The following is a 19937-nucleotide window of genomic DNA, read 5'->3' as shown; positions in this document are numbered from 1 at the left end:
AGCGGTTATAATGTATGAGGTATAAACAAAAGAAAACAAGGGAGGTTTTTAGTATGTCTAAACAAGTCATCATTGTTGAATCGCCAGCCAAGTCAAAGACGATAGCAAGTTATTTTAAAAACCAAGTAACAGTTCTATCTTCCGTTGGGCATATTAGAGATCTAGCAACTAGTGGAAAAGATGGACTTGGTGTCGATGTTGAGAATAACTTTGAACCAAATTATAAGACGATTCGTGGTAAAGACGCACTCGTTAAAGAACTATTAAAGAAAACTAAAGATGCAGAAGTCTTCCTTGCAACTGACCCTGACCGTGAAGGGGAAGCAATTGCGTGGCATCTTGCACAAGTCTTAAAATTAGACTTAACAAAAAGTAATCGTATCATCTTTAGAGAAATTACAAAACCAGCAATCTTAGAAGCAATGAATCATCCAAGACCGATTAATACCGATTTAGTGAATTCACAAGAATCAAGAAGAATCTTAGATAGAATCATTGGATTTAAGTTATCAAAACTGTTACAAAATAAAATTAAATCTAAATCAGCTGGACGTGTACAAAGCGTTGCTTTAAAATTGATTTGTGACTTAGAATCTGAAATCGAAAGTTTCATTGCTGAAGAATACTACACAATTCATGCTGAATTTGATGGTTTTAAAGCAGATTATATAATTCCAAAAGATACTAGAATCTCAAAAGAACAAGCGGATGAAATCTTAAAAGTATCTAAAAATCCATTTACTGTTCAAAAAGTTGAAGTTAAAGAGACAAAGCGTCATCCAAAAGCACCATTTATTACATCAACACTCCAACAAGAAGCGGTAAATAGCCTTTATATGTCATCATCAAGAGTGATGAAAATCGCTCAAAAGCTTTATGAAGGTGTAGAAATCAATGGTGAAATCACTGGTTTAATTACCTATATGAGAACCGATTCAGATCGTTTATCTCAAGAGTTTGTAAGACCAACCAATGAATTTATCGAAGAAACATATGGTAAACAATATTTAGGTCATTATCGTACAAGAAAAAATGACTCTGCACAAGACGCACATGAAGCGATTCGTCCAACTGATATTAGAAGAACACCGGAATCAATTGAACCTTATCTTGCGAAAGATGAATTTAAAGTCTATAAAAAGATTTACGAAAGAGCATTGGCGTCCTTAATGGCATCTGCTTCATTCGAACAAACAACAATTACTTTAAATGCAGGTGGTGCATTATACGAAGTTGAGGGTGCGGTCTTAGTTTTTGATGGTTATCTAAAAGTTTCTCAAGATAAACAAAAAGATAAGATGTTACCTAAGTTGAAAGAAGGCGAAGCGTTGGATGCTTTAAATGTTGAAGCGATTCAAAAGTTCACACAACCTCCAACAAGATACAATGAAGCATCTTTAATTAAAGAGTTAGAGGCACAAGGAATCGGTCGACCATCTACATATGCATCGATTATTGAAACACTGAAGTCACGCGATTATGTTGAAGTTGTTGAACGTCGTTTCAAACCAACAGAACAAGGTCGTTTAACTGCAAGAGAACTTGAAAAATTCTTTAAAAACATTATGGATGTCGAATACACATCACGTATGGAATCAAGACTTGACCAAATTGCAGAAGGTAAAGTTGATGGTAGAAAACTCTTAAAAGCATTTTATGACAGCTTTATACCACTACTTGATGAAGCAAATGAAAAGATGGAAAAAGTCAAAGCACAAACTGTTGAAAAGGTTTGTCCACTATGTGGTAAACAACTTGTCTTAAGAAAATCAAAATATGGTCAATTCTACGGTTGCTCAGGTTATCCAAAATGCCGTCACATTGAACAAATTCCAGAATAATCGTGTTAAAAATTACACACAGTCTAAAAAAATTTGTAAAAAATTACATAGTAATGTATTAAACTTTACTCAAGTATAGACAGGGTATATAATAACCGTGCATCCAATCAAATGGGTGCTACTTATCCCCTATTAGTGTACTACAGGTACACAAATCCCCTTTATGACCTCCTGGCCTTTAGTCAGGGGGTCCATTTTTTTTATCTAATCAGAAAAACATTTGATATTAGGTTATAATGAAATTAAGAAAACATTTATAGGGGTGATGTTAAATGCTAATAGAAAGTATTGGATTAACAAAAATGTACGGTAATACAATCGTATTAAATAATGTTAATCTTGAAATTCCTAAAGGTAAAATCATTGGTTTATTAGGGCCAAATGGAAGTGGTAAAACAACTTTCATCAAACTCATCAATGATCTGATACAACCAACTTCAGGATTTCTAAAAATTAATGATCAAAATTTATCAATAGAAACAAAAAACTATATAGCCTATTTACCAGAAAGAAGTTATTTAGATAACAATCAAAAGGTATCGGATAGTTTAAAAATGTTTCAAGATTTCTTCCCAGATTTTCAAATTGAAGAAGCAAAACACATTTTAAATTTATTTGAAATTCCAATAAATAGAAAATTGCATAGTCTATCTAAAGGACAAAAGGGTAAAGTCCATCTAGCACTTGTTATGGCAAGAAAAGTTGATTTATATATTCTAGATGAACCGCTTGATGGTATGGATCCTGCAAGTCGCGATTTCATTATGAAGATTATTAAGAAGTATCGTAAAGAAGGTTCAACAATTATCCTTTCAACACATCAAATTGCTGACATTGAATCTAATTTAGATCAAGCAATCCTTTTAAGAAAAGGTGAAGTCATTGACTATGATGATTGTGAAAAGTTACGATCTAAGTACAAGATGACACTCGGTGAATACTTTAAGGAGGTCTTTAAATATGATGAAAAAACTATTTAAGTGGGACCTTTTCTTTTACTTTGATCAATTAAAATGGATTTTAGCGGGGTCAATTTTATTTAGTCTTGTAACCTTTATTTTTAAAGAGGTTAAAGCTTCAAATATCGGTATTGATTTTATTTATAATACAACCTTTATTTTAAGTATCGTTGGTATTCTTGTTTCACTATTTTATGCATTTTTCTTAGTCTTAAGAAGATTTTATTTAAGTGTATTAAAAGATGAAGGTTATTTTACACATACACTTCCTATCAGTAAAACACATATTATCTTAGCTAAGTATTTAGCTGGTGTTGTTGCAGTTTTAATTGCAGCAGTACTAGCAATATTGTTGTTTTTCTTAATTGGTGTCTTAAATTGGAATGACTTAATGATGATGAAAGATTTAGACCCAAGTTCATTTAATATGATGGTATATGGTGTTTTAGTAGCTTTATGCTCTACCTTGATTTCTCTGATGATATTTTACGCAGCACTCTCATATGAATTTAGTTTTAACCAAAAAGAATGGTTAAATGTATTTGTTTTCTTTATGATTTATTATGCAATCAATCAATTACTTAGTATGATTAATTTAGGTATTGCATATTTAATTAATCCAAATATTTTTTCAAACGATCAAACATTAGTGGTTGATGCTGTGCTGCCAATTATTGTTATAAATTTTATATTTACAGTTGGTTTAGGTATTGCAGCATTCTTTGTAACAAAGTTTTACATAAGTAAAAAACTTAATTTAAAGAACGGTTAATGAATGCATAATTGATTGATTCTTAAGGTATAAAATCTATAATTAAACTATGAAGGAGGTAACCTTTATGAAAACAATGAAAGGTAAACCAATTACAATTTTAGGTACAGCATTAAAAGTAGGAGACAAATCACCAGAATTTAAAGCAATCACACAGTCCCAAGAATGGATGCAATTATCTGATTTTAAAAAACCATATGTATTAATTAGTTCAGTACCATCACTTGATACTTCAGTATGTAGTTTACAAACCAGAACAATCAATGAAAAATTAACATCTAATCCGTTAATTGATGTTGTTACAATTTCAGTTGACTTACCATTTGCACAAAAGAGATGGTGTGGTCAAGAAGGACTTGCGATGACAACACTATCTGACTATAGAACAGTTGAGTTTGGATTGAAATACGGTTTATTAATTGATGACTTAAGATTACTAGCAAGAGCAGTCTTCTTACTTAATAAAGAAAGAGAAGTCATATACGTTGAATATTTAGATGAAATGAGTCAACATCCGAATTACGATAATCTCTTTGAATTCATCGATAAAAACGTTAAATAATGATGATAAAAAGTTGGTAGATTTTCTAACCAACTTTTTCTTTTTAACTTCGAAGATACGTTTTATTATGTTATAATAAGTAGAAGCAAAAAGGAGAATTATGCATGGGATTTTTTGCCAACTTATTTAAAAAGAAACCAAAAAATGATAAGTATCAAATGGGTTTACATAAAAGTAAAGCCTCTTTTGATAATTTAAAGAAATTAATTGATGAATCTGACTCAATAAGTGAAGACCTATTTGACTCAATAGAAGACCTTTTAATTGCAGCTGATATTGGTGTTGAAACAGTATTATACTTTACAAATGCATTAAGAGAAGAAATTAAAAAACAAGGTATTGAAGACCCACACCAACTTTCAGAAATTATTGTTGATAAATTATTTGAGATCTATTTAAAAGATGAATTTGTTGATACGACACTTCGTTTTGATGATGGAAAAACAAATGTTTATTTATTTGTTGGTGTCAATGGTGTTGGTAAAACAACAACAATTGGTAAACTTGCAAAACAATATAAATCTGAAGGTAAAAAAGTCATGATGGTTGCAGGTGACACCTTTAGAGCAGGTGCAATTGAACAACTTCGTGAATGGAGTAACAGAGCAGGGGTAGGATTTTTTGCTAAAGATGCAGGTACAGATCCGTCAAGTGTTATTTTTGATGCATTAACAATTGCAGTTAAAGAAAACTATGATTTAGTACTTGTCGACACTGCTGGTCGTCTTCAAAACAAAGTTAACTTAATGAATGAACTTGCAAAAATGAAACGTGTTATTTCTAAAACATTACCAGATAGTCCGCAAGAAACACTTTTAGTGATTGATGCAACAACTGGACAAAATGGTATGAATCAAGCACACATCTTTAATGAAGTTACTGAATTATCAGGGATTGTTTTAACGAAATTAGATGGTACTGCAAAAGGTGGTATTGTACTTGCAATTCGCCATCTATATAACTTACCAATTAAATATGTTGGACTTGGTGAGAAGATTGATGATTTAGTTCCATTTGATATTGAAAACTATATTTATAACTTATTTAAAGGATTCTTTTAATGGAAAATTTAGAGAAGACCGAATATCTTAATCAATTATTTAGTTATTATGGTAGTTTATTAACTGAAAAACAACAAAAGTATTTTGTAGACTATTATCATATGGATTTGACGCTTTTTGAGATTGCAGAAACATACCATGTCTCAAGAAATGCAATCCATGACCAATTAAAAATTGCAGAACAGCATTTAATAAACTTCGAAGAGAAATTAGGATTATTAAAATTATCCTTGAAGAGAAAAGAATTACTTGATTTGTTTGATGAAACAAACGATAAAAAATATTTAGAAGAATTAAGAAAGTTGGATGAATAATGCCAAATTCATTATCTGATCGCTTACAAATGTTTGTCCGCCGAGTAACTGGACGCGGACGTTTAACTGAAAATGATATTGAAGAAATGATGAGAGAGGTTAGACTTTCTCTTTTAGAAGCTGACGTAAACTTTAAAATTGTTAAGCAATTTACTGCGAATGTAAAAGAAAAAGCACTTGGAGAAAAAATACTACAAGGCTTAAATCCTGGTCAACAAGTTGTTAAAATCGTACATGATGAATTGAAACGTGTCATGGGTGAAGACTCAGCAGGATTAATCTATGCAAATAATGGTATGACAACCATTATGACAATAGGTCTTCAAGGTTCTGGTAAAACAACTGCGATTGGTAAACTCGGTTTATGGATTCGCAAGAAAGAAAAGAAAAACGTGATGTTTATTGCAGCTGACGTTTATCGTCCTGCGGCAATTGATCAATTAGTTACGCTAGGTAAATCTTTAGGTATTCATGTATATGAAGAAGGACTTAAAGATGCCCGTAAAATTGTTAAAAACGGCTTAGAATACGCAAAAGCAAACAAATATGATGTTGTCATTATCGATACCGCTGGTCGTTTAACTATTGATGAAGACATGATGCAAGAGTTAATCGATGTTAAAAAGTTAGCGAACCCAAATGAAGTCTTGTTAACAGTTGACGCGATGATGGGACAAGAAGCAGCAAACGTTGCAAAATCATTCCATGATCAAGTTGGTGCAACCGGTGTTATCTTAACTAAAATGGATGGTGACACACGTGGTGGTGCGGCACTTTCGATTAGAGAAATCTCACAAATTCCAATTAAGTTTGCTTCTAACGGTGAAAAGTTAGATCAATTAGAACAATTCCATCCTGAACGTATGGCATCTCGTATCCTTGGTATGGGTGACATGATGACCTTAATTGAAGAAGTGACATCTAATATCGATGAAGATGAAGCTAAGTCAATGATGGAAAAGATGATGAGTGATTCATATAATTATCTTGATTTACAAAAACAATTCAAGATGATTAAACGTATGGGTTCAATCTCTAAAATCATCGGATTTATTCCAGGATTAGGTAAAATGAAAGATGCATTAAGTCAAGTTGATGATAAACAATTTGACAGAATCAATGTCATTATTCAATCAATGACTGAAGAAGAACGCAAAAATCCAAAACTAATTGACACGTCTTCTCGAAGAAGAGAACGTATTGCAAAAGGTGCTGGTGTACAAGTTGCCGATGTCAACAGACTCCGTCAATCACTAGAACAACAAAAACAAATGATGAAACAAATGTCTAATTTGGACGAAAAACAAATGGAAAGAATGGCGAAAAATCCGTCAGCCATGCCAATTGCCCAACCTAAAGTTAAGAAGGGTAAAGGTAAAAATAGAGGCGGCTTTAGATTCTAATTAAATTAAGGGTAGTTTCAGCAATGGAATTACCTTTCATTTTATCCACAAATATTGTGGAAAAATTTATAATTTTAGTATGTTAAAATACTTACTAAAGAAGGGTGGAAATGATGAAAAGATTAACTTTAGTAGATGGAAACTCACTTCTATTTAGAGCATATTATGCAACAGCATATCCGGGGGCTAAGATACTTCAAACATCAACAGGCATTTATACGAATGCAGTTTTTGCATTTAGTAATATGCTGGATAAAATAATTGAACTTGCAGATAGCCACATGTTAATTGCTTTTGACACTGGAAAACCAACCAAAAGACACTTAGCTTATGAGAACTATAAAGCAGGTAGAAAAGAGATGCCTGAGGAACTTGTTCAACAAATTCCACTCATTCATGAACTGATTAAATATTTAGGGATTAAAGAGTTTAGTTATGAAGGATATGAAGCAGATGATATCATTGGTACTTTAGCTAAAGAAGCAGAATCTAAAGGTTATTTAGTTGATGTCTATTCATCTGATAGAGACCTTTTACAACTTGTGAGTGATAAAATCACAGTACATATGCTAAAAAGTGGTATGAAAGTTGTTGATCACTATACACCTGCTGCACTCTTTGAACGTTATGGTTTAACCCATGAACAGTTTGTAGATTTAAAAGCATTAATGGGTGATGCATCAGATAATATTCCTGGTGTACCTGGTGTTGGAGAAAAGACGGCTGTTTCACTTTTACAAACATATGGCACACTTGAAAACATGATTGCTAAAAAAGATGAAATCAAGGGTAAACTTGGAGAAAACATTCGAACCTATCATGAACAAGCTTTATTCTCAAAAGAACTTTCAACAATTGACTGTAAAACACCACTACCATTTGTAGTTGAAGATATTGAGATTCAACCCGTCGATGAAGAAAGCCTAGTTAACTTTTATAAACGTCTGGAACTTAAACAACTGGTTATTGGATTTAGAAAGAAAGATACACTCTTTACTGTTGATCAATCAAGTGAATTTAACTTTAAAGAATTAACTGAAGAATCTGATTTAAAATTAATTTTAAAAGAAAACCTAGCCATACATTTTGAATTCTCAGAATTTAATTATCATAAAGCTGAACTTTGGGGTATTGGAATTTCTAATGGTAAGGACCATTATTATGTTTCAAAAGAAACACTTTTACAAAGTGATGCATTAAAAGACTATTTGAAAAATTCTCAATTTGAAAAATATGCTTATGACTATAAAGCACAAAAGGTATTTTTAATGTGGCAAGGTCTTGAACTTAATGCTGTCACATATGATTTATTACTAGCTGCATATATTATTAAATCTTCAATTGGTAAAGAAGACTTTACTGCAATTGCACAAAGTTTTGAAATCAACCATTTATCATATGATGAAGAAATCTATGGTAAGGGTGCGAAAAAAGGGTTACCTGAAGATAAAGCACTTTATCAAAGTCATATTGCTAAAAAAGCATCAATTATTTATGAATTAAAAGATAAGACACTTGTGACGATTAAAGAGCGTGAGCAATTACATCTTTTAAATGAGGTTGAAATTCCATTATCTGATGTCATTGCAGATATGGAGTTCCAAGGTGTCTATGTCGATCAAAATGAGCTTAAAACGCAAACGAAGAACTTAGAAGAGCGAATTGATAATTTAAGACGTGAGATTATTGAACTTGCAGGTGTTGATTTTAATGTGGATTCACCAAAACAATTAGGTGATGTCTTATTTGAAACACTTGGACTACCAAATGGTAAGAAGACAAAAACAGGTTATTCAACCGATGCAGAGGTTTTAAATGATCTTGCAGATAAACATCCTGTTGTCGATAAAGTTCTACAATATAGACAATTAACAAAACTTTATTCAACATATTTAATTGGTATTAAAGATTCAATTTTCCCAGACGGAAAAGTACATACAATCTTTAATCAAGCTTTAACTTTAACTGGAAGATTATCATCTCTTGAGCCAAATCTTCAAAACATCCCAATTCGTACAGAAGAAGGACGTCAAATTAGAAAACTGTTTGTACCAAGTGATAAAAATTACTTAGTTGGTGCGGACTATTCTCAAATTGAACTGCGTGTCCTTGCAGATATGGCTGATGTTAAGGAATTAAAGCATGCATTTGAAACAGGACTTGATATTCACACATCAACTGCTCAAAAAGTATTCCATGTTGAAACAGTCGATAGTGAACAACGTCGTCGTGCAAAAGCTGTAAACTTCGGTATTATTTACGGAATTGGTTCTTGGAGTTTATCTCAAGATATTAATGTCACAGTGAGTGAAGCAGAAAAATTTATTGAAAAATATTTAGAAGTATATCCTGAAATTAAAAAGTATATGAAAGATATCGTAGAATTTGCGAAATCACACGGATATGTAGAAACGATTATGAAACGTCGTCGTTATATTCCAGAACTTGAAAGTAAAGTCTATGCAGTGCGTGAGTTCGGTAAGCGAACAAGTTTAAATGCACCAATCCAAGGTTCTGCTGCGGATATTATTAAAGTTGCCATGATAAAACTTCACGAATATCTAGTTAAAAATAAGAAAAAATCAAAATTAATTCTTCAAGTACACGATGAATTGATTCTTGATGTTGTTCCAGAAGAATTAGAAGAAATGGAAAAAAAGGTACCAGAAATCATGAAGACAGCATTCCCACTTAACGTGGAATTATCAACTTCATGTGATACTGGTAAAACTTGGTACGAATTGAAGTAGGGGGATTTATGCCAGAGTTACCTGAGGTTGAAACAAACCGAAAAATATTAGAAGAGAAAGTCGGTAAAAAGACCATTGATAAAGTGGTCGTTTACTATCGCCCAATTGTCTCTAATGATTTTGCGTTTGAAGAAAAACTACAAAATCAAACCATTCATTCAATCTCTCGTCGTGCAAAATACTTAATCTTTAATTTAGATCAATATAAACTCATTTCACACCTCCGTATGGAAGGAAAGTACATGCTGAATGAGGCAAGAAATCCAAAACATACACATGTTGAATTCTATTTTACAGATGGCACAGTACTTTCCTATCATGACACCAGAAAGTTTGGTCGATTCGAATTGATTGATATAAATGAAGAAGAAAGTTTCTTCAGACATAAAAAACTCGCTAAAGATCCAAATCAATTAGAATTAAATGATATTGTTACAAGTATTCAAAAGAGTCAAAAAACAATTAAAGAAATACTACTTGATCAACAAATTATTGGTGGTATTGGTAATATCTATGCCAATGAAATATTATATCGTGCAAAAATTCATCCATCCAAGAGAGGATTCCTTCTTGACCAGAGAGAAATCGATGAGATTCTAAAGATAACAAAAGAAGTCATGGATCAAGCGGTCTTACTTGGTGGGTCAACAATTGATACCTTTGAGACTTTAGGTCATAAAGGTAGTTTCCAAGAACATCTTATGGTGCATGGAAAAAAAGGTGAACCTTGTCAAAGATGTGGTACACCGATTGAAAAGGTTATGTTAAAAGGTAGAGGTACATATTATTGCCCTACATGTCAAAAATCTAAAGTGATCGCAATTACTGGTGGTATTGCAACTGGTAAGAGTGAAGCTACTAAATACTTACTTAAAAAAGGATTTAAAGTCTTTGATAGTGATCAAACAGTTAAAACACTCTATCAAGATCCGAAATTTTCAAAAATGGTTGGTAAAAAGTTTAATACTTTGAATGAAGATGGTACACTAAATAAGGCTCTTTTAAGAAATCTAATATTTGAAAATAAATCAAAACGTAAAATGTTAGAAAAAATGATTCATCCAAAAGTGTTTGAGATGATTGAAACATTTAAAAAAGAAAACTTTGATCATCTTATCTTCCTAGATATTCCACTCTTATTTGAAACGGGTTATCAAGGATATGATGTTTCATTTATGGTTACAACAACCAAAAAGCTACAAATTGAAAGACTTATGGCAAGAGATCATGTATCAGAAGAAGATGCAATAATTTCCATCAAATCTCAAATAAGTTTAACTAAAAAAGAAAAACTTTCCGATTATGTCATTAAGAATAATGGCACATTAAAATCACTCTATCAACAAATTGACGATTGTCTAATGAATTTTTAAAAAGGGGAAAAGTATGAAAGCAAGACAAACATTTACAATTATGTCACAATCCGCATTATCTTCTGATGAATGGAAGGTTTTAGGATTGTTATATCAACCATTAATGGGTACATTAGCATTTTCGCTATATCATACTTTTTATCATCTTTTAAACCAAAAGAATTATCGTAGTGAAGTCTTCACACATCAGTTTTTATCGGATTTATTAAATGAAAAATACGATAAATTAAAAGATGCAAAAGATCGTCTTGAAGCACTGAATTTACTTTCAACTTATCAAGATCAAGAACACTTTGTCTATCAATTGAAAACTCCACTTTCCCCTAGAGGTTTTTTCAAAGATACAGTCTTAGGACAATTTCTAGCAACTGAACTTGGTAATAAAGTCTTTGACCAACTGCAAGCTATCTTTAAAGTAGAAAAAATGAGTTTAGATAATTTCGAAGAAATTACTAAAAACTTTGATGATGTATTTAATTTTGTTGCAAGTAATGATTATGAAGATACTTCAATGTATCTTGGTAAACGTAACAATGTTGGTGTGAAAATTGCAGAACAAATCAACTATGATACCTTTGTATCTAAACTTCCAGAACGCTTAAAGAAACCAATTTTAACATCGAACAAGACACAAGAAACAGTTCAAAAACTTGTCTTTGTTTATCAGTTATCTATTGATGATATGGTTGAAGTTTATACACAGACAGCTGAAAAAGATGGTTTAATTGATTTAGGACGACTCTCATTTAATGCGCAACTATTCTATTCCAATAAGAAAAAAGATATTCCAGTTGTTGCAACAAAACAAGAGATTAACGGAAATGGCAATCAAATTCATTATCTTAAAACTGTTTCACCTGTTAGAATCATCGAAAACTATGTTAAGAATGATTACCAATTAATGGCAACTGATACTGTGATGCAGTTAATGGAAAGAAAGCAGGTTGAAATTGGGGTCATTAACGCCTTACTTTTACATATCTTAAAACGTAAGAATGGTGATTTACCACATATTAATTATCTTGAAAAAGTCTTAGAAACATGGATGACCAAAGGTATTAAAACAACTGAAGATGCATATAATGAAATATTAAATAATGAACAAGCAACCGGTAAACCATATAATGGTAAGAAACAAAACAATAACCCTGAATGGGTAGAGGCATACTTAAGAGAGTTAGACAATTTAGAAGAGGAGCTTTAATATGGACTTAACTGAAGTTAAATTAATCGTTCAAAGCGACCCCGAAACTAAAGACTTAAATTTAAATGAGTCTGATCTTTTAATTGCGTATCAATATATCTTACAAAAACAAAACAATACCTTAAAAGGTTTTATTCCAAAACTAGTTTTAAAACCTTATTTACATATTGCATATGTTCCAACAAAAGAAAAACTTAATGAAGAAGTAACAAACAAACTTAAAGCAAACTTAGAAGTCTTTGAATCAGATACCTATATTGCAGATGCAAATTTAAATGATTTTATTGTTGATGATGAACAACATGAAAAAGCAATGAAATTTGTGGATGAATTTTTAAAAGAACCTAAAAAATTTCAAAGAGGTTTATATTTATATGGCCCTTATGGCACTGGTAAAAGTTACTTTTTACAAGGGCTTGCTAAAGAATTAACCAAAAGATTTGTAAATGTTGTATATACGTTTGTACCGGATTTAACAAGAAGTCTTAAAGCATCTATGGGTACACCAGATTTAGAAAAGAAGTTAAATTTACTTAAGCGTTGTGATGTTTTAATTCTAGATGATTTAGGTGGAGAAAATATCACGCAATGGTTTAGAGATGAAGTTTTATTACCTGTACTTCATTACAGATTAAGTGCTGAATTAACTGTTTTTGTTTCATCAAATTATGACTTAAAACAACTTGCACAAATGATGCAACTCAATAATGAAGATATGACGATTCAAAGTGCAAGAATTATTAAGAGAATTCAAACTTTAACAAAAACACTTAAATTTGACAAAAGGTTCAAAAATGATTGATTTCTATAGAAAAACGAGTAAAATATTAAAGTAGCGTTGAAGAGGACACGATTTAATTCGCACCTAGCGATGTAGGAACGGTGAAAGCCTACAAAAAAGAATTAAGTTACCACCTCGGAGCTGACTTAACCCAATAAGTCCGTAAATCTGCGTTAAAGATATAATTGAGTGCCAGGTAACTGGAACTAAGGTGGTACCGCGGAATAGTTTATTTCGTCCTTACATATTTTTGATATGTAAGGATTTTTATTTTTTAGGAGGTTAATCATGATAAAAATTACTTTCCCAGATGGAAGTATCAAAGAATTTAATAAAGGTATTAGTCCTTTACAAATTGCTGAATCCATTTCTATTTCTTTAGCAAAGAAAGTTGTTGCAGCAAAATTTAATGGACATTTAATCGAATCGAACAGAGGTCTTTTAGAAGACGGTTCTTTAATTTTACTTACAGCAAAAGATAAAGAATCACTTGATGTATTAAACCATAGTGCTGCACACTTAATGGCTCAAGCAATCAAGAGATTATATCCAAATGCTAAGTTTGGTGTAGGTCCTGCAATTGAAGAAGGTTTCTACTATGATGTTGACTTTGGTGATGACATCTTTAGTGATGCAAAATTACCAGAACTTGAAAAAGTGATGGCAGAACTTGCAAAGGCTGACTTTAAGATTGAAAGAAAAGAGGTTTCATTCGAAGAAGCACAAGAACTATTCAAGAATGACGCATATAAATTAGAATTAATTGAACAATTTAAAGCTGATGGTTTAACAGTTTACTCTCAAGGTGATTTTACTGATCTTTGTCGTGGTGGACATGTACCTTCAACAAGTTATATCAAAAACTTTAAATTATTAAGTTTAGCTGGTGCATACTGGAGAGGTGATGTTAAGAATAAACAATTAACTCGTATTTACGGTACTGCATTCTTCACACCAGAAGAGCTTGCTAAACACTTAGAAATCTTAGAAGAAAGAAAAGCTAGAGACCATCGTAAACTTGGTAAAGAATTAGATCTGTTTATGGTGAACAATGATGTTGGTTCAGGTCTTCCTTTCTGGTTACCAAAAGGTGCAACTGTTCGTCGTTTAATCGAACGTTATATCGTTGATAAAGAAATCGAATTAGGTTATTTACATGTTTATACACCTATTATGGCAAACGTTGAATTCTATAAACGTTCAGGACACTGGGATCATTATCATGAAAACATGTATCCCCCAATAGATTTAGGTGATGGTGAAATGTTAGTTCTAAGACCAATGAACTGTCCACACCATATGATGATTTATAAAAAGGATTTACATTCCTATCGTGAACTTCCAATTCGTATTGCTGAACTTGGTATGATGCACAGATATGAAAAGAGTGGTGCTTTATCAGGGTTACAACGTGTCCGCGAAATGACTTTAAATGATGCACATATCTTTGTACGTCCTGACCAAATTGAAGAAGAATTTAAAAGAGTTGTGAATTTAATCATTGAAGTTTATAAAGATTTCAAGATTAAAGATTTCTCATTCCGTCTATCATATCGCGATCCAGAAAACACTGAAAAATACTTTGATGATGATGAAATGTGGCAAAATGCTGAGGCAAAACTTAAACAAGTTATGGATGATTTAGGTATGCCATATAAAGAAGCAATTGGTGAAGCAGCCTTTTATGGTCCAAAACTTGATATTCAAGTTAAAACCGCTTTAGGAATGGAAGAAACACTTTCAACTGTTCAACTTGATTTCTTATTACCACAACGTTTTGACTTAACTTATGTTGGTGAAGATGGTAAGAATGATAAACGTCCAGTTGTTATTCACCGTGGTGTTGTATCAACAATGGAAAGATTTGTTGCATACTTAATTGAAGAATATAAAGGTGCCTTCCCATTATGGTTAGCACCAGTTCAAATGATGTTAATCCCAGTATCTGTAGATGCACATGGTGACTATGTCAAATCATTACATGAAAAATTTGCAAAACTAGGCATCCGTGTTGAATCAGACTTCAGAAACGAAAAACTAGGTTATAAGATTAGAGAAGCTCAAACAATGAAAGTGCCTTATCAACTAGTTATCGGTGAAAATGAAGTTAAAGAAGGTAAAGTGACTTATCGTGAATATGGTCAAACTTTACAACACACAGTTTCAATTGAAGAGTTTATCCAAATCTTCAAACAACGTGCGTCAGAAAAAAATTAACCTTTATTTAAGTAAAAAGCAGTTTTGGACTGCTTTTTTCATTCATTAAGGGATAAGTTACATTTATGATACACATGAAATGTGTTATCATATTACTAGATAATGAAAGTAAAGAGGTAAAGCGATGTTAGAAGTAAAAAATGTCACTCTAAAGTATGGTGATTTCGTTGCTGTTGATGATTTATCTTTTGAAGTTAATAAAGGTGAAATTTTTGGATTACTTGGTACCAATGGTGCAGGTAAGACAACAACATTTAGAACGATCATGGGATTACTTTATCCATCTAAAGGTTATGTAAAGTATGATGGTAAATTCGTATCTTACGACACAGTAGATAAAATTGGTTATATGATTGAAGAACGCAGTCTATTAACAAAATTAACGGTAAAAGATTTAATGCTGTATTTTGGTCAATTAAAAAATGTACCTGTTCAAACAATTTTAGAAAGACTTGATTATTGGCTTAAACGCTTTGATATTGAGTCGTATAAGAATAAGAAAATCAAAGAGTTATCAAAGGGTAATCAACAAAAGATTCAATTCATCTCAGCCTTAATTAATGAACCAAGTCTTTTAGTACTAGATGAACCTTTCTCAGGACTTGATGTCATCAACATGGAATTATTTGTTGGAGTTATTAAAGAGTACCAAAAGAAAGGTTGTACTATTATTTTCTCATCTCACCAAATAGATCATGTTGAATCATTTTGCGAGAGATTAGTCATCTTACAAAAAGGTAAGATGGTTTTATCAGGGATAATTAAAGAAATTAAAAAACAATTTAAGAAACAAACCATTTCAATTATTGCAGATGGTGTAGATGCTGGACGTTTACGTGAAATTTCTGGTGTTTATGATGTTATTGAAAATGCGAATGAATGGATTGTTAGAGTTGAGTCTGAAGAAAATGCAAAAGCAGTCTTTGATTATATTAAAACACTAGAACACGTGAGACGCTTTGATGTTGATGAAGCAACTTTAGAAGAAATCTTTATTGCGAAGGTTGGTAAGAAATATGAAGAAGCTTAGTTATCTAATTAAATACGGCCTAAAGAAACGTATTATGTCTAAAGCCTTCGTCATTTCAAATGTTGTTGTAGGACTTTTAATTATTGCAGTTACCATGTTACCTTCATTAGTAACCATGTTTACAGGAGGTAAAGGTGAAGTTTTAAACGACACCATTTTAATTGTAAATACAACAGGTTATGAAGTTGGTGAAGCCGATTTAGGTACAAGAGTCAAAGATACTGTTTATTATTCACTTCTTAATCCGCAATTTGGATATGAAGTTGAATTAACTATCAACGTCACAACAAACGCTAATAGAATTCCAACAGATAATTATTATGATGAAACAAATATTGAAAAAGGATTAGTTTATATTTATTTAGAACTGATTGATCCAGATGGTAATCCACTCGATAAAGACAATGAGAAAATCGTTGTAAAAATTTATGACAGTGGTATGCATCCAGCAGTTTTACAAATGATTCAAGTTGCAGTATCTGATTTACAAAGATTTAAATATCAAATTGATCACCCTACATTTGATCCAACGTTAGTTTCAGATTTACAACCTGTTATGGTTGAAAATCCAAATGTTGTTGATGATGGTGTGAGTGAAATCATGGCTGCGTTTGCACCAGTTGTAATTATTCCAATTTTCATCTTAATTACATTTGCATTCCAAGCAATTGGTGCTGAAATTATTGAGGAAAAATCAACTAAAGCAATTGAAATAATTATTGCTTCAGTGAAACCATCAACACATTTCCTTGCAAAAAACTTATCATTAATTTCATTTCAACTCATTCAATTATTCTTATATTTCATGTACGGTGTCGTAGGTATTGTTGGTAATGAACTCATTTCAAAAGCCGGTGGTCTTGGTTCTTCATGGGGTAATGTGACCCAATCACTTGATATTGATTTATTACCTGTTATTGGTTTCGTATTAATTTGTGCATTAATTGGTACAACACTTTATTCAGTCGTTGGTGCTTTCATTGGTTCTTTATCAATTAACCAAGAAGACTATCAACAAACACAATCACCTGTTATGTTACTTTTAACATTTGGGTATATGGGAGCAATCTTTGCAGGAACTTTAGGTTCAAAAGAAGCAATCTTAATCTTAAGTTATATTCCATTCTTTACACCAATGGTTTTACCAGTGAACCTTGCAATGGGCTTTATGACAATAGGTGAGGCTTGGATTGGTGTTGCGATTGTGCTTGCATTTGTAGTATTACTTGTCATATTAATTTCACCACTGTATCGTGCAAGTATCCTATCTTATGACCAATCTGGTTTATTCAAACGTATTAAAAATACGATTAAAACTGCGAAAGCATTAAAAGAAAATCAAAAAATGTATGAGGAGAATCATCTTGAGTAAGTTTGATGATCTAAAACTTGATCTATTAAAATTAGTTGACCCAACCTTAAATCTTTCCTTTGAACAAGCAGGCAGTCTAGTAGCGATTGCTGTGAATGAGCATGATGTTGTTGAAATGAAGGTTGCATTAAAATCCCGTAAAAAGGATGAAACTAAGATTAAACTTGATATTGCAAGACTGGTTAAGGTTAAATATCAATATCCTGGTTTAAAGATTGAGTTTACAGATTCTAAATTCTCGATAGATGAGGAAAGAAAAGTTACTTATATTGGAGTGATCTCTGGAAAAGGTGGGGTTGGAAAGTCAACTGTGACTGCTAACCTAGCGCTTGCATTTCAAAGATTAGGTAAGGTTGTTGGTGTCATTGATACCGATGTTTATGGTGCATCATTACCTTCAATCTTTCAAATTCCAATTGAACCACTTTCAACAACAGAAGATGATGAATTAATCCCTGCAGAAAAAGACGGTATTCAAGTGATTTCACCTGAGTTTTTCATGCCAAAAAACCAACCATTAATGTGGCGTGGTCCAATGCTTGGAAAACTGCTCATGCATTTCTTTGAAAATACTGCATGGGACCCAGACACTGAATTTATTTTTGTTGACCTACCACCAGGTACTGGTGATGTTCAACTGGATGTTCAATCATTCATTCCACATGCTAAAATGGTGCTTGTAACAACACCACATCCAAATGCGAGCCATGTTGCATTAAAAGCTGGTCTTGGTGCGAAGGAGATTGGACATGAAGTTTTAGGTGTTGTTGAAAATATGAGTTACTATTTTAATGAAGCAAATGGTAAGAATGAATTTATTTTTGGTGAAGGTGGCGGTAAAATGGTAGCAGATACCATAAATGCACCACTTTTAACTCAAATTCCGATTAATCAACCACTTGATCAAACATCATATTTGTTCAGTTTAGAAGATATGAATGGTAAACTATATTATAAACTCGCACAAGATATACTAAATTTGATTCAAAGTGAGGTTTAAATTTGGCTAAATTAAGAAAGTTTTATGATCTTGATAATGCAGCCAAAATCTTCCCTGTTGTAGCAAACGAATCACGTAGCTACATGTTTCGTCAATCGATTGTCTTTAAAGAAGAAATCGTTGTAGAAGATTTACAAAAAGCATTAATCAGAATAACTAAACGTTTTAAACATTTGAATGTAAGAATCAGAAAAGGATTCTTCTGGTTTTTCTTTGAAGAAAATTTAAAGACACCAATCCTAAGAGAAGAAAATGGACTCATTAATGAATATCTAGACCCTAGAGAAAATAATGATTTTCTATTTAGAACATTCTATTATAAAAACCGCTTATCGGTTGAATTTTTCCATGCATTAACTGATGGTAAAGGTGCGTTAGAGTTTATCAACTCTCTTGCGTATGAATACTTAACAATTCGTGGTGCAGAAATTGATCCAGAAGGTTTAATTATTACTGCAGATGTTGCAGGTAGTTATGCTGAGGTTCAAGATGAATTCCAAAAACTATATAATAAACAAAAAATCGTTAATCTAAAAGAACCTAAAGCACATCACTTGAAAGGTACCTTTTACGAAAATAACTATAATGCATTAATGCATGCGTATATTTCTGTTGAACAAATTAGAAAAGTTGCGAAAAGTTATGGTGTATCTGTGACTGAATTCTTTGTAGGGTTAATTATTTTAGCTGCTAAAAGAAGTGGTGGACCAGGAATGAAATATAAAAATCTCTTTAGAGTTTTTATTCCGGTTAACTTAAGAAATATGTTCCCAACTGTTACACTGCGTAATTTTGTGAACTACGTTAGAATTAATTACGATTTAAACCAACCTGAACAAGAATTGAAAATAATTTTAGACCATGTCAAAGAATCTATGAAAAAAGAAATGGATCCGGATTTAATGGTCAATCGAATTATAGGTAATGTTAAAATCGAACAAAACTTCTTGCTACGTATGGCACCACTGTTAATTAAAATTCCTGCGATGCGCAGTGTTTATGGTGTTATTGGTGAAACCTTAAATTCATATGACATCTCCAATTTAGGTAGAGTTGAATTACCTAAACAAATGATTCCACACATTAGTCATTATCAATTTACAATTGCACCTTCTAAAGATACACCAAAAGCTGCTTCAGTGGTTTCATTTGGTGATGTCTTATGTCTTTCATTTATCTCTAAGATTATTGATCGTGATTTTGAAAAAGCATTCTTTGTTATCCTTAAAGAACAAGGTATCTTATCGCGTATTGAAGCCAATAACTGGGAGGTGGTATGATGCAATTTTGTGAACATT

16 protein-coding genes are annotated in these 19937 nt (G+C 32.0%); all 16 read left to right on the top strand.

Translation table 11 applies throughout. The annotated features are described in order from the left end of the window. Window positions 1–53 precede the first annotated feature (53 nt). The 16 genes from topA (at window position 54) to JV173_RS03925 (ending at window position 19919) form a co-directional block, all read left to right on the top strand. Complete coding sequence (topA, locus tag JV173_RS04000) at window positions 54–1841, top strand: type I DNA topoisomerase (RefSeq protein WP_205735001.1); 1788 nt, start codon at window positions 54–56, stop codon at window positions 1839–1841. 272 nt (window positions 1842–2113) lie between these two features. Next, entirely contained in the window at window positions 2114–2821 is a 708-nt protein-coding gene (locus JV173_RS03995) for an ABC transporter ATP-binding protein (RefSeq protein ID WP_240453011.1), read from the top strand. Beyond that, complete coding sequence (locus tag JV173_RS03990) at window positions 2802–3572, top strand: hypothetical protein (RefSeq protein ID WP_205735000.1); 771 nt, start codon at window positions 2802–2804, stop codon at window positions 3570–3572. Before JV173_RS03995 ends, JV173_RS03990 begins: the two co-directional genes overlap by 20 nt. Window positions 3573–3639: 67 nt before the next feature. After that, window positions 3640–4134 (top strand): thiol peroxidase, encoded by a 495-nt coding sequence (gene tpx, locus JV173_RS03985; protein WP_240453010.1) that lies wholly within the window; start codon window positions 3640–3642, stop codon window positions 4132–4134. 104 nt (window positions 4135–4238) lie between these two features. Then, a complete protein-coding gene (gene ftsY / locus JV173_RS03980) occupies window positions 4239–5195 on the top strand; it encodes a signal recognition particle-docking protein FtsY (RefSeq protein WP_205734998.1) in 957 nt (318 codons plus the stop codon). After that, window positions 5195–5509, top strand: coding sequence for a YlxM family DNA-binding protein (gene ylxM, locus JV173_RS03975; protein ID WP_205734997.1), 315 nt, complete (start codon window positions 5195–5197; stop codon window positions 5507–5509). The genes ftsY and ylxM overlap by 1 nt, the downstream gene beginning before the upstream one ends. Continuing rightward, on the top strand, window positions 5509–6912 hold the full coding sequence (gene ffh, locus JV173_RS03970) for a signal recognition particle protein (RefSeq protein ID WP_205734996.1): 1404 nt from the start codon (window positions 5509–5511) through the stop codon (window positions 6910–6912). The genes ylxM and ffh overlap by 1 nt, the downstream gene beginning before the upstream one ends. A gap of 110 nt (window positions 6913–7022) precedes the next feature. After that, entirely contained in the window at window positions 7023–9662 is a 2640-nt protein-coding gene (gene polA, locus JV173_RS03965; RefSeq protein ID WP_205734995.1) for a DNA polymerase I, read from the top strand. An 8-nt stretch (window positions 9663–9670) separates the two neighbouring features. Next, window positions 9671–11035, top strand: coding sequence for a DNA-formamidopyrimidine glycosylase (mutM, locus tag JV173_RS03960; protein ID WP_205734994.1), 1365 nt, complete (start codon window positions 9671–9673; stop codon window positions 11033–11035). 13 nt (window positions 11036–11048) lie between these two features. After that, window positions 11049–12239: a DnaD domain protein gene (locus JV173_RS03955; RefSeq protein ID WP_205734993.1), complete on the top strand. Its 1191-nt coding sequence runs from the start codon at window positions 11049–11051 to the stop codon at window positions 12237–12239. Window position 12240: 1 nt separating this feature from the next. Then, window positions 12241–13041, top strand: a complete 801-nt coding sequence (locus tag JV173_RS03950) for an ATP-binding protein (protein WP_205734992.1) — start codon at window positions 12241–12243, stop codon at window positions 13039–13041. Between the two features lie 267 nt (window positions 13042–13308). Beyond that, window positions 13309–15237 (top strand): threonine--tRNA ligase, encoded by a 1929-nt coding sequence (gene thrS / locus JV173_RS03945; protein ID WP_240453009.1) that lies wholly within the window; start codon window positions 13309–13311, stop codon window positions 15235–15237. Window positions 15238–15361: 124 nt separating this feature from the next. Continuing rightward, window positions 15362–16267: an ABC transporter ATP-binding protein gene (locus JV173_RS03940; RefSeq protein WP_205734991.1), complete on the top strand. Its 906-nt coding sequence runs from the start codon at window positions 15362–15364 to the stop codon at window positions 16265–16267. Next, window positions 16254–17639 carry an ABC transporter permease gene (locus JV173_RS03935; RefSeq protein ID WP_205734990.1) on the top strand — a complete coding sequence of 462 codons (1386 nt, stop codon included), beginning with the start codon at window positions 16254–16256 and terminating at the stop codon, window positions 17637–17639. The genes JV173_RS03940 and JV173_RS03935 overlap by 14 nt, the downstream gene beginning before the upstream one ends. Beyond that, window positions 17632–18639, top strand: a complete 1008-nt coding sequence (locus JV173_RS03930; RefSeq protein WP_205734989.1) for a P-loop NTPase — start codon at window positions 17632–17634, stop codon at window positions 18637–18639. Before JV173_RS03935 ends, JV173_RS03930 begins: the two co-directional genes overlap by 8 nt. Before the next feature lie 2 nt (window positions 18640–18641). Continuing rightward, window positions 18642–19919 carry a hypothetical protein gene (locus tag JV173_RS03925; RefSeq protein WP_205734988.1) on the top strand — a complete coding sequence of 426 codons (1278 nt, stop codon included), beginning with the start codon at window positions 18642–18644 and terminating at the stop codon, window positions 19917–19919. Window positions 19920–19937 lie beyond the last annotated feature (18 nt).

The organism is Acholeplasma equirhinis, assembly GCF_017052655.1.
GTDB classification, from domain to species: domain Bacteria; phylum Bacillota_I; class Bacilli_A; order Acholeplasmatales; family Acholeplasmataceae; genus Acholeplasma; species Acholeplasma equirhinis.
The sequence above is the reverse complement of the archived record's forward strand: the minus strand, read 5'-3'. Positions and strand labels throughout refer to the sequence as shown.

Excerpts from the sequence above, each read along its gene's own strand:
- tpx (WP_240453010.1), top strand. The coding sequence starts at position 3,640 with ATGAAAACAATGAAAGGTAAACCAATTACAATTTTAGGTACAGCATTA.
- JV173_RS03935 (WP_205734990.1), top strand. The coding sequence starts at position 16,254 with ATGAAGAAGCTTAGTTATCTAATTAAATACGGCCTAAAGAAACGTATT.
- JV173_RS03955 (WP_205734993.1), top strand. The coding sequence starts at position 11,049 with ATGAAAGCAAGACAAACATTTACAATTATGTCACAATCCGCATTATCT.
- mutM (WP_205734994.1), top strand. The coding sequence starts at position 9,671 with ATGCCAGAGTTACCTGAGGTTGAAACAAACCGAAAAATATTAGAAGAG.
- topA (WP_205735001.1), top strand. The coding sequence starts at position 54 with ATGTCTAAACAAGTCATCATTGTTGAATCGCCAGCCAAGTCAAAGACG.
- ftsY (WP_205734998.1), top strand. The coding sequence starts at position 4,239 with ATGGGATTTTTTGCCAACTTATTTAAAAAGAAACCAAAAAATGATAAG.
- ffh (WP_205734996.1), top strand. The coding sequence starts at position 5,509 with ATGCCAAATTCATTATCTGATCGCTTACAAATGTTTGTCCGCCGAGTA.
- JV173_RS03940 (WP_205734991.1), top strand. The coding sequence starts at position 15,362 with ATGTTAGAAGTAAAAAATGTCACTCTAAAGTATGGTGATTTCGTTGCT.
- JV173_RS03995 (WP_240453011.1), top strand. The coding sequence starts at position 2,114 with ATGCTAATAGAAAGTATTGGATTAACAAAAATGTACGGTAATACAATC.
- JV173_RS03990 (WP_205735000.1), top strand. The coding sequence starts at position 2,802 with ATGATGAAAAAACTATTTAAGTGGGACCTTTTCTTTTACTTTGATCAA.
- ylxM (WP_205734997.1), top strand. The coding sequence starts at position 5,195 with ATGGAAAATTTAGAGAAGACCGAATATCTTAATCAATTATTTAGTTAT.
- JV173_RS03950 (WP_205734992.1), top strand. The coding sequence starts at position 12,241 with ATGGACTTAACTGAAGTTAAATTAATCGTTCAAAGCGACCCCGAAACT.
- polA (WP_205734995.1), top strand. The coding sequence starts at position 7,023 with ATGATGAAAAGATTAACTTTAGTAGATGGAAACTCACTTCTATTTAGA.
- thrS (WP_240453009.1), top strand. The coding sequence starts at position 13,309 with ATGATAAAAATTACTTTCCCAGATGGAAGTATCAAAGAATTTAATAAA.